The following is a 13,471-nucleotide window of genomic DNA, read 5'->3' as shown; positions in this document are numbered from 1 at the left end:
ATTATGATATACTCTCCTTGTGCCGTGTCTATAATCATTTTTGACACCTCAATTAAATAATTCAGCAGGTTTATTTTTTGATTTTCCTCTTAAGAATAGGGTCGATAATATTGAGGTTTTCAAAAGTAATGGCACCCCTTACCACTCCAGAGATTACGCTGTAAAGGGCTTCTATAATGTTAATTTTCAGCTCGTTACTATGGTACAGAATACTAATCTCTCTGGCAGGGGAAGGCTCCTGAAAGTAGTGTAGGTTTTTCTTTTCCGCTTCATTGAGGTCTAGGGTGTGTAAGTAAGGCAGGAGGGTCATTCCCATTCCTTCATTGGCAAGCTTGATAAGGGTCTCGAAGCTCCCACTCTTGATTTCAATGGTATTGTTCTTCGCCTTATCCAGAGCACCATTTTCTTGGCAGATATTTAGGACGCTTTCCCTGAAGCAATGTCCGTCCTGAAGCATCAGGATATCCTTGATATTGAGGTCGGAGACCTGTATTTTCTGGTTTTCCTCTAAGTGGTATCGGGCATTAGGGATATAAGCTACAAAAGGCTCGTCATATAAGGGGCGTTCTATGAGGTTTTTTTCTCCTAGTGGGGTGGCAACGATAGCTACATCTAGGCTTCCTTCATTGAGTTCTCGGATACACTCACGGGTAGTCATCTCTTCCACCTTAAGTTCTACTTTTGGGTATTTTCGGGTGAAATTATTCAGGAACATAGGCAAGAGGGTAGGGGCTACAGTAGGGATAATTCCTAGGCGGAAACGCCCTCCTATGAAGCCCTTATGCTGGGCAATAAGGCTCTTGATACGTTCGGATTCATTAACAATGCTTTCGGCTTGCTTGAGTATTTTTTCTCCTATTTCGGTTACGCGAATAGGCTTTTTGGCGCGGTCAAAAATAAGTACATCTAATTCCTCCTCTAGGCGTTGTACCTGCATACTCAAGGTAGGCTGGGTAACAAAACACTTTTCTGCAGCAATACTAAAGTTTTTATATTGTGCCACGGCTAAAATGTATTGAAATTGTACAATCGTCATAGCATAGTGATTAAAAATTAGGGTGCAAAAGTAAGAAAAAATAGTAGAAAAGTAAAGGAACAAAGCCTAAAAGTTTTGTTAGAATTCCCTAAATCTTATAAGCCAAAAGGCTCTCTTTCACCTCTTGAGGGATACGCTTGCTTTCACGTGCTTTCTGTATGGTCTTATTCTGTATGAAGGGAGAAAGGCTCCTTTGGGCGATCAAGGGCAGGGTAGCTTCATACTGCTTGGCAAGGGCAGTGGCAAGGTACCAAGCAATCATCATATTTACGTAATATTCCTCGGACTGAATCCTTCCTACCAGCAGAATCATCTCTCTTTCGAAGTGTTCCTCTAAGTAATTGGACAGTAATAGTCCAATACCATAACGAAGGGTGTAGGGGTGAGGGCTCCTGAGCCATTTGAGGATATAAGCATAGGTCTCTTCGGGATACTTGAGAAAGAGCTTGGGGGCAAAGGTATCACACACCGCCCAATTATCTATATAGGGAAGGAAGGCTTCCGTGAGCTGTATGAGCTGTTGGAAATCTTTTTCTTGTTCTATGAGAAATCCCTGTAAGAGATTTTCCTCATAATAATAATGAGGAAGTGCCTTAAGGAACTGAGCGACTTCTTGGGGTTGTTCCTTGGCTAATTTTTTGGCTAGCTTGCGGAGGATAGGTACGCGTACCCCTAGGATACATTCACGGGAAAGGGTAGGAATCAGCTTGTGGGTGAAGTCACCATAGGAGGGTTCTTGTAGGCTAAGCAGAAGAGGAATAAAGGTGTTTTGTTCAGACATAGCTAAATAGGTTTAGAAAATACAAAAATACGAAAAAAACGGCTTGTAAGCACCTCTATTAGCGATTTAATTCGTACATTTGCCAAAAAAATAAAGGGAGCTATACAGGCAATTCCCTTCCTTAGAGTTAGCTCCCCCTACCATTAACCTTTTTGTGATTAACTGTTAGAAAAGTGCTTACCGAACAAGAATTACATAACTTAGCGATGAACCTTGTAGGGGAATCCTTGCAAGACCTTGGCTGGGAGTTCCTTCTGGTGAATAGTGACCGGAAGAAGAACCCCCAATTCGTGTGTATAGACCCACAGGGGCAGAAGAGCTTCATCATTGTGCGTCCTATCCTACAGGGGGACGACCCTGATGTGTATGATCCTGTACTGATGGAAGCTGTTCGCCGAAAAGCTCAAGAACATCAGGCAGATGCTTATTGGGCAGGGGTAGGGCTTTATGATGCTACCCATAAGGAGGCGCCTTTGGAGAAAGGCAAGTCTTACCAAGTGGATTTCAGAGGATTATTAAAAATTGAATAGATGAAATATTTGTATTATCTCTCTCTGGTATTACTGTTGCTTTCCTGCCAGAGAGCTCCTAAGGAGAATATTTATTATATAATGGGGGATGCTCAGGGAACTACCTATAACATCACTTATATTGCTCAGCGACCTATTGAGAAGAAGGAGGTAGATTCCCTACTTCAGGTGATAGACCTATCAATGTCTACTTATATAGACCATTCATTGATTTCCAAAGTAAATAGGAACGAACGCCTTCCCTTAGATGCACATTTCCAGAAGGTATTCCACGCCTCTGAGCAAATCTATAAGGAAAGTCAGGGGGCTTTTGACCCCTCCATAGGGCAACTTATCAATGCTTGGGGGTTTGGCAAGAAGGAGCATCATACCCCTCCCACACAAGGGCAGATAGATAGCTTGCTCCTGCTTACAGGGCTGAATAAGGTACGTACCACACAGCAAGCCGATGGGGTTTTCCTAGAAAAGGAAAATCCTGCTATACAGCTGAATTTTAATGCAATAGCTCAGGGCTACACTTCCGATGTAATAGCTGACTACTTCCTCTCCAAGCAGATAGAGAATTTTATTGTAGAGGTAGGAGGGGAGCTCTTTATCCACGGGAAGAACACACTCAAGGGCAAGTCTTGGCTCATAGGGATAGATAACCCTTTACAGAAGCCTGATGAGGATAGGGAAATCGTGGCTACTGTGGAGCTTACCGATTGTGGCTTAGCAACTTCTGGGAACTACCGCAAGCTCTGGACGGACTCCCTTACAGGGAAAAAATACGTACATACCCTCAATCCCCAAACAGGCTATCCGCAACCCAGTAACCTGCTGAGTGCTACGGTGATAGCTCCTTCGGCTATGCTTGCCGATGGCTATGCAACTACCCTAATGGCATTGGGAGGGCTGGAGAAAGCCAAAGCCTTCCTTGCCACACACAAGGACCTTAAGGCGATTCTCCTCTATGCCGATGACCAGCATAAGGATAAGATACAAAGGTATGTAACAGAGAATTTTGAGGTGCATTTTGAGCCCCTTTCTCTTTCTCCGAGCCCTAGTGAATAAACCTAAATTTATAGAAATATCTCACTCACAGAAGGCTATATTAATTTTCTCATTGGTGCCAGCTTGGAACTTGTGTTAAGAGAAAAAGAGCTTAAAGCTCTCATTAAAGATTAGGTACGAGCTAGAGGCTCGCACCAGCATAAGGAGATGAAAAATTAAGAGATGTTGGCAAGAAAATATAATAAATTTATCATAGAGATTCCTTGACTTTGCGGGTAAAGTTTCGTACATTTGCCCAATGAGTGATGGAGGGACTCAAGGAGGATAAGACCCTCAAGGAGTGACGCTTAAAATAAAGAACAAATGAAAAAGTACTTATACCTTTGCTGGCTCCTTTCTCTATTACTTCCTCAGCTAGGGCAGTCACAGAGTAAGAAGCGAGCAACCACTGCTAAGCCTGTTACTTATATGCTGGATGCTTCCGCTAGTAGTATCCATTGGAACGGTAAGAAAGTCATCGGAGAAGCCCACCAAGGGGTGTTGGCTTTTAAGGGAGGGAAGCTCCTTTTTACCAAGTCCGGGAAGCTCAAGGGAGGTACGCTGTGGGTAGATATGGCTTCTATAGAGGTGCTAGACCTAACGGATCAGCGCAAAGCAAAGCTGGAAGCCCACCTTAAGTCCGCCGATTTCTTCGCTGTCAAGGAATATCCTACGGCTAGCTTACACTTCAAGCGGGTAACAGAGAATGCACAAAAAGGCTACGAAGTCCTTGCCGAAATGACCATTAAGGGGGTTACCAAAACACTCTCTTTTACCCTTTCCCCAGCCATCGCCGAGCGTAGTTTTCAGGCTACCCTGACCATCGACCGTACCCTCTTCGGGGTATGCTTTGCCGTGGAAACTTTCTCTGATTATCTGGCTGAAAAAGCCATTGATAAGGACTTCTCCCTTAAGGTAACCCTTATTTACTAAAAAATTAAACTAATGAAAAAACTATTTCTACTGGATGCCTATGCCCTTATATTCAGGGGGTACTATGCTTTTATTAAGAATCCTCGTATCAACTCCAAGGGGATGAATACTTCTGCCATTGTGGGCTTTATGAATTCCTTGCTAGAGGTCATTCGTAAGGAACAGCCGCACCTCTTGGCAGTATGTTTTGATAAGGGAGGGAGCCAAGAGCGCTCGGCAATCTTCCCTGAGTACAAAGCCAATCGTGATGAGACTCCTGAGGCAATTCGCCTAGCAATTCCTTATATCCATCAGATACTCCAAGCGATGCAAATCCCTATCATAGAGAAAGAAGGCTATGAAGCCGATGATATCATAGGCACCCTTGCCAAGCAAGCCGAAAAGCAAGGCTATCAGGTGTATATGGTAACGCCGGATAAGGATTACGGACAGCTGGTCTCTGAGCATATTTTTATGTATAAGCCTGCCAGAGGAGGGAACGATACCGAGATATGGGGGGTAGAACAAGTGAAAGAAAACTTTGGGGTAGATACCCCTGAGCAGGTGATAGACCTCTTAGGAATGATGGGCGATGCGGTGGATAATATTCCAGGGCTACCTGGGGTAGGGGAGAAGACCGCCCAGAAGCTCCTCAAGGAGTTCGGCTCCTTGGAGAACCTGCTGGAGAATACCCATCAGCTTAAGGGAAAGCTCCGTGAGAATATCGAAGCCAATAAGGATAAGGGGATTCTCTCCAAGAGGCTCGCTCGTATCCTCTTGGATGTGCCTGTAACCTTTGATGAAAAGGATTTCGAACTTTCGATGCCTAATTTCCAAGAAGTAGTGCCTATCTTTGAGGAATTGGAGTTCCGTACAATGCTTTCTACCTTACAGAAAGCCTTTCAGCCCCAACCTATCCAGCTGGATTTGTTTTCCTTAGCCTCACAGCCCCCTTCCAATGCGCCCTTTACCTCTACGCTCTTTGACTTACCACCTACCCAAAAGCTCAAAACCCTTCAGGAGGTACCCCATCAGTATGAGCTGATAACCACTAGGGAACAAATAGAAGCCCTCTTGCCGAAGCTTTTGGAGCAAAAGGAAGTGTGCTTTGATACCGAAACCACCTCTCTAGATGAAATGGAGGCGCAATTAGTAGGCTTAGCCCTCTCGTGGGAAGTATATAAGGGGTATTATATCCTCTTTCCAGAAGATTTTTCCTTGGCAAAACAATGGATTTCTCTATTAAGTCCGTTTTTTGAAGCTGAAAATATAGGTAAGATAGGGCAAAACCTCAAGTATGACCTAAAAGTATTGGCAAATTATGGAATAGAGGTGCGAGGCGCTTTCTTTGACACAATGATAGCCCATTACCTGCTGAATCCTGATATGCGCCATAATATGGACTTGCTTTCGGAAACCTACTTGGGTTATACCCCCATTGCTATCGAGACCCTTATCGGGAAGAAAGGCAAGGGACAGCTCTCTATGCGGGCGGTATCCCCCGAATTACAAAAGGAATATGCCGTAGAAGATACCGATGTAACCCTACAGCTCAAGCAAGTATTCCTTCCCTTGCTCGAGAAAGACCAGATGACAAAGCTATTCAATGAAGTAGAAGCCCCACTGGTGAAGGTATTGGCGCAAATGGAATATGAGGGAATCCGAGTAGATACTCACTTCCTTGGGGAACTCTCTCAGGAGATTACTGCCGACCTGCTACGGCTGGAGACGGCAATTCTCGCCCACGCAGGACAGCCCTTTAACCTCTCTTCACCTAAGCAGTTGGGGGAAATTCTCTTTGAAAAACTCAAGCTATCTTCCAAGCCTAAGAAGACCAAAACGGGGCAATATGCCACCTCAGAAGAAGTGCTTTCTGAGCTAGTGGATAAGCACCCTATCATTACCGATATTCTCCAGTATCGCGCCTTACAGAAGCTCCAAAGCACCTATATAGAGGCGCTTCCTCGTGAGGTGAATCCGCATACAGGGCGTATTCATACCACCTTTATGCAGGCGGTAACAGCTACCGGTAGGCTCAGCAGTAACCAGCCTAACTTGCAGAATATCCCTATCCGAACCCCTCAAGGGAGCCAGATACGCAAGGCTTTTGTCCCTCGCAATGCGGACTATACCCTCCTCTCTGCCGACTATTCTCAGATAGAGCTCCGTGTTATCGCAGCCCTGAGTGAGGAAGACCATATGATAGAGGCTTTCCTTCAGGGGCAGGACATCCACCGTTCCACCGCAGCTAAGGTCTTTGGCGTCCCCTTGGAGGCAGTTACCAAGGAACAACGTAGCCACGCCAAGACGGTGAATTTCGGGATTATCTATGGGGTCTCTGCTATAGGACTCAGCCAGCAGACCTCCCTGAGCCGTAGCCAAAGCAAGGAACTGATAGACACCTATTACCAGACTTATCCCAAGCTCAAGGGGTATATAGAGAAGCAAATCGCTTTTGCTCGTGAACACGGTTATGTAGAAACCATCTTGGGCAGACGCCGTTACCTGCCAGATATCCATTCCCGTAATCAGGTAGTTCGGGGAGCAGCTGAGCGCAATGCGGTGAATGCGCCTATACAGGGAAGTGCAGCTGATATTATTAAGGTGGCGATGGTGCGTATAGCTCAGCGTCTTGAAAAGGAAAAAATGGCTACCCGAATGCTTCTACAGGTACACGATGAGTTGCTCTTTGATGTGCCTAAAGCAGAACTAGAGGTGGTAACTCCGCTTATCCGTGAGGAGATGCAGAATGCTTGCCAGCTTGCCGTGCCTCTTATCGTGGAGATAGGAACAGGAAGCAACTGGCTAGAGGCACACTAAATAAAACTTATTGACCAATGGCAAAAGATGAATCCTCCCATCAGCTATTGAAAATGTCGCTGGCTGAGCTATGGGAGCTATTCCCTATTATTCTTTCGCCCTATAACCCACTTTGGAGGGAATGGTTTGAGGAAGAAAAGGCTTTCCTCTTAAAACCATTAGCTTCTGAAAAAGTGCTGAGAATTAGCCATATAGGAAGCACTGCTATAGGGGGAATATGGGCAAAACCCATCATAGATATCCTTGTAGAGGTACCCCGAGAAGCTTCTCTTTCACAGCTAAAGCAGGTGCTTCTTGAGGCAGGCTACCTCTGTATGCAGGAGACTCCTACAAGAATTTCCTTTAACAAAGGATATACCTTACAAGGTTTTGCCGAAAAGGTATTTCACCTACATTTGCGCTATTGGGGAGATAATGATGAGCTCTATTTTCGGGACTATCTGCAGGAACACTTGTTAGTGGCAAGGCAATATGAAGCGCTTAAGCTTTCTTTGTGGAAGCCTTACCAGCACGATAGAGATGCTTATACTGCCCATAAGACTGATTTTATAAGGGAATATACACAAATAGCCAAAAAACGCTACCAAGGGCGTTATGAATAGGCTTTATCCTAAGAAATATTTTGCTATATCATTTCTTATTTGTATTTTTGCGGAAAATACGCAAAAATAGAATTATGATAGTATTGCAAGATTTTAGTTTTGGTAACTTCCGATCTTTTAAAGAGATACAGACGCTGAGTCTTTCCAAAGCATCGCTAACTTCCGCCAAGGATATGGCTTTGGAATCTACACATACTTTCGAGTACAAAGACAATGCTTTCCTAAAGACGAAGGCTATCTATGGGGCGAATGCTAGTGGGAAAAGTAATGTCATAAAGGCTTTGGATGCTTTTCTAAAAATCATATCTGATTCTGTAAAAGATAGTAAGGTACTTTTGCTTATGGATTCCTTTGTGAGTACTGAAACCCTACACCAAGCCGCTTTCTTCCAGATGATTTTCTATATAGATGAAGTAAAGTATCGCTATGGGTTTGAAGTCCAAGCAGGGAGAATTACCTCTGAGTGGCTCTATGGGAAAAAGGGAAAACGAGAATTGTGTTATTTTATCCGCGAGGGTAATACAATTACAGAGATAGACAAAACAAACTTTGCCGAAGGGGGTATCTATATGAACCTCACCCAGCAAGGCGATGACTCAGGGGAAATGCTTTTATCTACCAATTTATTCCTCACAGTCTTGGCTTCCTTTGGCTTTGGAAAGATATCCAAGCATATCACTAATAACCTAAGTAGTATTAATATCATCAGCGGACTGAGCAACCCTGCAATGATGAGTTATGCAAAAGAAGCTTTAGAAGATGATACTAAAAAAGGGTTTATCATCAGTATGCTAAAAAAAGGAGATACCTCCATCGATGACTTAGAGTTGAGAGAACCCGAAAAATCTGTTGATTTAGAAAAACAGAAAAAAACACAACTACTTGTTTCTAAAAGAAAATATATGGGTGGTTTAGCCCATGGGGTCTTTTCTTTTGAAAAATACGAATCAGAGGGTACACGGAAACTTTTTGAATTAAGTCCTTACATTTATGAAGCTCTCAAAGAAGGGCGTCCTCTGGTGATTGATGAGTTCGATGCTCGTTTTCACCCTCTGCTAACTAAGCGTATAGTACAATTATTCAATTCGGAAGAGAACAAGCAAGCACAGTTCATTTTCGTAACTCATGATACTTCCTTGCTATCTAATAACCTTCTAAGGCGCGACCAGATTGAGTTTGTTGAGAAGGATGAAGAAGGGGCTAGTCATCTCTATAGCTTAGCCGAGATCAATGGGGTACGTGCAGAAGCCTCTTTTGAGAAAGACTATATACACGGTAAATATGGAGCTATCCCTTGGGTAGAGGATTTTTCAGAATTAGTAACCAATTCATAAGTACTATGGGGAAGAAAACCAAAGCTATAAAGGTTACTGACCAAGGAAAACCTTGGGAAAAGCGTAAAAATAGCTACCAATATGAAGCTATTAGAAGAGCCAATAAAACCATATTGATCGTCTGTGAAGGGCAGACAGAAGAATGGTACTTTAGCAAATTTCCGGTTATTTCCCTATCTGTAAGATGTGTCAATTTGCAAGGGCAATCCAAGATGAACTTAGTACATGCCACCGAAGAAATTGTAAAAAATGAGGATTTCACCTTTGACGAAGTATGGTGTGTATTTGATATGGATGTTCAAGATAGTGATAAGGACTTTATCAACTTTGATAATTCTATAGATAAAGCCAAGTCCTTGAATTACAATGTAGCTTATTCTAATGATTGCTTTGAACTATGGCTATTGTTACATTACAAGGATATACAAAGCACTCAAAATAGAGAATATTACTATGAACAGTTGGGAAAATACTTTAAGATGAATTATGTAAAAGAAGGGAAGAGACTTGATTTCTGTAAGAGGCTCTATACACTACTGCAAGAAGATGGAAATTCCTCTGAATTACAAGCTATTGCTCGTGCTGAGAAGTTACATCTTAGACAGGAAGACCTTCCCTATCACCAACAAAAGCCTGTAACATTAGTATATCAATTGGTACAATTGCTTAACGAATATAAAAGAGTATAAATATTTTTAGAATGCCGAAAACTTACGGAAAATTTACGCTGTCCCTCACAGGAAAAGACAGTCACAAGGTGAACATCACCCCAGGACAAGGACGCTTTACCATAGCTCCTAAGACCTCGGGAGAGAAAGCTGATGCTTATGTGGATGCTGACACCCCTATACAATGGGAGGTTTTCAACGATTTTAAAGTACCCGCAGGAGGCAACTGGCCTCGTGTGATGGACTATGTGGGAAATGACACCCGCTTTATAGAATGGACAGAACAGCGTGAAATGGAGAGCTTTGACTGGAGGCTAATGGCTCCTGCAACAGTAGATTTCTCTAAAGCAAAGATTGAATATTTATCGGTAGATAATAATGATTATCCTCTTGATATTAAGCTCGGCAACAAGTGGCTGAAGGGGCTTAGTTTGCAAGGAAATCCGCATAAGATAACACTTGAAGTGGCAGTCCCTTTGAAGAGTATCTCGTTTGACATCAGTACTGAAAAGAAGAATAATACCCCTGTATTCTTACCTGAATTTGAAGTGCTAAAAGATATTACCACTATCAATATAAGTACGCCGGTAGGGGGACAACCGTTTGACTGCAGTAGCCTGTTGCAGTTCAAAAAACTCAAGACGGTGAGATTGGATGGAAATATGTGTCATATGGAGGCTTTGGGTAAATTAAACCTTAGCGGTATTGAGGTGCGTTATTGCCCTGATATGACTGGATTACCCCCTTTGAGTACTTGGGCAGACTTCAGCTATTGTATTTTCTGGAATGTGGAAGAGGTAAGAGGTAAGGTACTGAGAAAAGAACTGAAAGAATTGGAGAAAACACGAGAGTTGAGTGAATATGCTTCAGTCTCTAACTTGCACCCAAAGAGTTGGTTTGCTACAGAGTTCAACATTCCTTTTGCTTCGTGGGAAGGAAAGAACGGCAGAGAGGCAATGAAAGCCTATAAGGAAACCTTAAAAACCGTAAAAAAAGCTAAAGAGGAAAAAGAAGTTAGGAGCCTATTAGAGGGGCTTATCGCTGTTATCAACGGGTTGCCCAATATAGAAACCACTGAGCGAGAGGACACCTACGAAGCTGTATGTCAGCTAGCAGAAGTAGCGTCTTTTGCTATTGAGGAAGAGAAAATAACGCAGTGGTTTGACCAGGCGAGAGAATTTTAATTAACAAGAAATATGTACCCTATAGGGTATATATTTAAAAGAATAATACTATTTTGTACCCGAAAGGGTGTATATTTAATTATTTTACCTATCTTTGTACCCGAAAAGGTATAATCTGATTTATTAATTATGAATATCGCTTCTTTTGTAAAGGAAAGGCGCAAACAGTTACGCCTTACACAGCCTGAGTTGGCAATGCGAGCGGGCGTTGGGTTGCGCTTTGTACGCGAATTGGAGCAGGGTAAAAAAACCTTGCGTTTGGATAAAGTAAATCAAGTATTGGCTCTCTTCGGTGCCGAAGTAGGGGTTGTAAGTATTATTGAGGAATGAAACAAGCCGTTGTATATTACAAAAATGAGTTGGCAGGGCTTCTCACTGAGGATGAGGAGGGGTATCACTTTGCCTATACTGAGGAATATCTGTCGTTACCTCAGGCTAAACCTATTAGCCTTACACTTCCGTTGCAATCAACTCCTTACCACAGTAGTGTGCTCTTCCCTTTTTTTGATGGACTCATTCCTGAAGGCTGGCTACTGCAAATAGCAATTAATAATTGGAAACTCAATCCTCGCGACCGTTTTGCACTCCTTTTGGCTATGTGCAAAGACTGTATAGGTTGTGTGTCTATCATCTCTAAAAATGAAGAATAATGCACCAATGTTTGTATTGTTATAAAGAATTAAATGCCAATGAAACTGACTTTCACAAGGCTTGTAGCAAGCAGTTTTTCGGAAGTGCTACCCCTCCCTTATTGGCTTTAGACCAAGAGCAGTTAGAAAACCTTGCGAGAGAAATTATCATAAAGAGTATAGCTGTTACAGGGGTACAGCCCAAATTGTCGTTGCAGTTAGAAGAGTCTCCTCATCAAGCCCCTCGCCTTACCTTAGTAGGGCTCTATGGCGATTATATACTGAAACCTCCTTCAAAGGAGTATCCTTGTTTGCCCGAAAACGAAGACCTCACAATGCACTTAGCAGAAAGTGTAGGTATTTGTACTGCAACACATTCACTTATTCGCCTTTCTTCAGGCGAGTTAGCTTATATTACACGGCGATTTGACAGACACAAGGGACAAAAAATAGCAGTAGAAGACTTTTGTCAGCTAACAGAGACACTTACTGAGCATAAATACAGAGGGTCAGTTGAGAAAATAGGCAAATTGGTACGCCAATTTACTATCAACAAAGGTTACGAACAGCAACGCCTTTTTGAAGTAATACTCTTTTGCTATCTCACAGGAAATACTGATATGCACCTAAAAAACTACTCCCTTATTGAAAACCCTTTAGGACAGTATGAACTTAGTCCTGCCTATGACCTGCTCAGTACCCTTTTGGTACTTCCAGATGAGGAAGAAAGCGCCCTTACTATCAATGGCAAGAAAAATCGTCTCAAACGCACAGACTTTGATAGTTTAGCCAAAGCCTTACAGATAAACGAAAAAACAGTAGGTGCTATTTATCAGCGATTTGCTAAAGCGTTACCTACTTGGCAACAGTGGATTGAGCGTAGTTTTCTTTCTACCACAATGAAAGAACAATACACCCATTTGCTGATTTCCAAATTTACTAATCTATTAATCAATTTAAAAAACTAATGACTATGTACAAATTTGACGAACTTGACACCCTTATTGATCACCTTTTAGACGATGAAATCCAAGCCTATGACCTGCCCTATTATATGGAGCCAATGCTTGAAGATATTTCCTTTGTAGGCTTGCTCGAAGCTTATCTAGAAGAAGCTATTGCCCATAAGAATGCCGACCGTATAGAGGGGGTTCTCATTCTTGCGGGGAAATTGGGGGAGGATAAAAAGCTGTTGTCCCGATACGAAAACTTGCTTTTGGAAGATTGGCATCACAGCCACGAAGATCTTGTGGATACAATTGAATACTATGGTAATGCCTCGAATGTTGCTACTTTACAAAAGGCTTTCAGTCTGTCCCTGCCTTATATGGCGTATAACCATCATTATTCTTTTCACCGCAAGTTGCTCTATGCCATCTTAAAGTTAGCCCCTGAGCAATTTCCCCAAATACGCAAGGCTGTACAAGGCAAACTTTGTGATAGATTGAGAAAGGAATCGTTTAAATAACAATGCTATGACCTCAGACGAGTTTGTAAAGAATTTTTATATTGAAAAACTAAAGTTTTTAGAGTCGTCTTTTGAACAGTCTCCCCAATACCTCAACGCTGTGAATACCAGAATAAAAGGAATGGGACTCACAGAGATCCAAACAGACCAGCTTAAGGAAGTGATGGATAGGCTGTTGGATGATGTGTTTTACAGTATTCTATTGGGCTTAGATGGTGAATGCCCCATAGGCAACACCCAGCAGACTTATAAAATATACGATGAAGAAGGTAATCTTATTTCTGATTGTGGGGAATTGGAAGCCAGTGCTTATGAGTACTTTCACGGGGGCAAATATGAAGAAAAAGCTATAAAATAAAGGACGAAACCTCTTGTATAACTGTCTATTTCCTTGCTTACTTATATGATGGAGAAATAGCAGAGTAATAATTAACCATTATGTTTGATTCTTTAAAAAAACATTTTCAACAAGTTC

General features: G+C 42.4%; 15 protein-coding genes. 13 read left to right on the top strand and 2 right to left on the bottom strand.

What is annotated here, in order from left to right; genetic code table 11:
- Positions 1-70: 70 nt before the first annotated feature.
- Both RYK20_RS09670 and RYK20_RS09665 read right to left on the bottom strand, forming a co-directional pair.
- Entirely contained in the window at positions 71-1,036 is a 966-nt protein-coding gene (locus tag RYK20_RS09670; RefSeq protein ID WP_314895261.1) for a LysR substrate-binding domain-containing protein, read from the bottom strand.
- Positions 1,037-1,124: 88 nt separating this feature from the next.
- Entirely contained in the window at positions 1,125-1,817 is a 693-nt protein-coding gene (locus tag RYK20_RS09665) for a DNA alkylation repair protein (protein ID WP_297978080.1), read from the bottom strand.
- A gap of 206 nt (positions 1,818-2,023) precedes the next feature.
- Here RYK20_RS09665 and RYK20_RS09660 point away from each other — a divergent pair, with 206 nt between their 5' ends.
- The 13 genes from RYK20_RS09660 (at position 2,024) to RYK20_RS09600 (ending at position 13,354) form a co-directional block, all read left to right on the top strand.
- Entirely contained in the window at positions 2,024-2,347 is a 324-nt protein-coding gene (locus tag RYK20_RS09660; protein ID WP_297978082.1) for a Na(+)-translocating NADH-quinone reductase subunit F, read from the top strand.
- On the top strand, positions 2,348-3,400 hold the full coding sequence (locus RYK20_RS09655; protein WP_314895260.1) for an FAD:protein FMN transferase: 1,053 nt from the start codon (positions 2,348-2,350) through the stop codon (positions 3,398-3,400).
- A gap of 303 nt (positions 3,401-3,703) precedes the next feature.
- Positions 3,704-4,312 carry a YceI family protein gene (locus tag RYK20_RS09650; RefSeq protein ID WP_314604060.1) on the top strand — a complete coding sequence of 203 codons (609 nt, stop codon included), beginning with the start codon at positions 3,704-3,706 and terminating at the stop codon, positions 4,310-4,312.
- A gap of 12 nt (positions 4,313-4,324) precedes the next feature.
- Positions 4,325-7,111: a DNA polymerase I gene (gene polA / locus RYK20_RS09645; protein WP_314895259.1), complete on the top strand. Its 2,787-nt coding sequence runs from the start codon at positions 4,325-4,327 to the stop codon at positions 7,109-7,111.
- Positions 7,112-7,128: 17 nt separating this feature from the next.
- Positions 7,129-7,713 carry a GrpB family protein gene (locus tag RYK20_RS09640; protein ID WP_314895258.1) on the top strand — a complete coding sequence of 195 codons (585 nt, stop codon included), beginning with the start codon at positions 7,129-7,131 and terminating at the stop codon, positions 7,711-7,713.
- A 74-nt stretch (positions 7,714-7,787) separates the two neighbouring features.
- Complete coding sequence (locus RYK20_RS09635; protein ID WP_314895257.1) at positions 7,788-9,047, top strand: ATP-binding protein; 1,260 nt, start codon at positions 7,788-7,790, stop codon at positions 9,045-9,047.
- Positions 9,048-9,052: 5 nt separating this feature from the next.
- Positions 9,053-9,736, top strand: coding sequence for an RloB family protein (locus RYK20_RS09630; protein ID WP_297979978.1), 684 nt, complete (start codon positions 9,053-9,055; stop codon positions 9,734-9,736).
- An 11-nt stretch (positions 9,737-9,747) separates the two neighbouring features.
- A complete protein-coding gene (locus RYK20_RS09625) occupies positions 9,748-10,899 on the top strand; it encodes a hypothetical protein (protein ID WP_314895256.1) in 1,152 nt (383 codons plus the stop codon).
- A gap of 129 nt (positions 10,900-11,028) precedes the next feature.
- Positions 11,029-11,229, top strand: coding sequence for a helix-turn-helix transcriptional regulator (locus RYK20_RS09620; protein WP_198541604.1), 201 nt, complete (start codon positions 11,029-11,031; stop codon positions 11,227-11,229).
- Entirely contained in the window at positions 11,226-11,549 is a 324-nt protein-coding gene (locus RYK20_RS09615; protein WP_314895255.1) for a HipA N-terminal domain-containing protein, read from the top strand. The genes RYK20_RS09620 and RYK20_RS09615 overlap by 4 nt, the downstream gene beginning before the upstream one ends.
- A complete protein-coding gene (locus RYK20_RS09610; RefSeq protein WP_314895254.1) occupies positions 11,549-12,496 on the top strand; it encodes a HipA domain-containing protein in 948 nt (315 codons plus the stop codon). Before RYK20_RS09615 ends, RYK20_RS09610 begins: the two co-directional genes overlap by 1 nt.
- A gap of 5 nt (positions 12,497-12,501) precedes the next feature.
- Positions 12,502-12,996 (top strand): hypothetical protein, encoded by a 495-nt coding sequence (locus RYK20_RS09605; protein ID WP_314895253.1) that lies wholly within the window; start codon positions 12,502-12,504, stop codon positions 12,994-12,996.
- A 7-nt stretch (positions 12,997-13,003) separates the two neighbouring features.
- Positions 13,004-13,354 carry a hypothetical protein gene (locus RYK20_RS09600; protein ID WP_314895252.1) on the top strand — a complete coding sequence of 117 codons (351 nt, stop codon included), beginning with the start codon at positions 13,004-13,006 and terminating at the stop codon, positions 13,352-13,354.
- The last annotated feature ends 117 nt before the right edge of the window (positions 13,355-13,471 follow it).

Origin of the sequence: uncultured Capnocytophaga sp. (assembly GCF_963525585.1) — a bacterium.
Taxonomy (GTDB): Bacteria; Bacteroidota; Bacteroidia; order Flavobacteriales; family Flavobacteriaceae; genus Capnocytophaga.
Note: the sequence above shows the minus strand (reverse complement) of the source record. Positions and strands in the feature narration are given on the sequence as shown.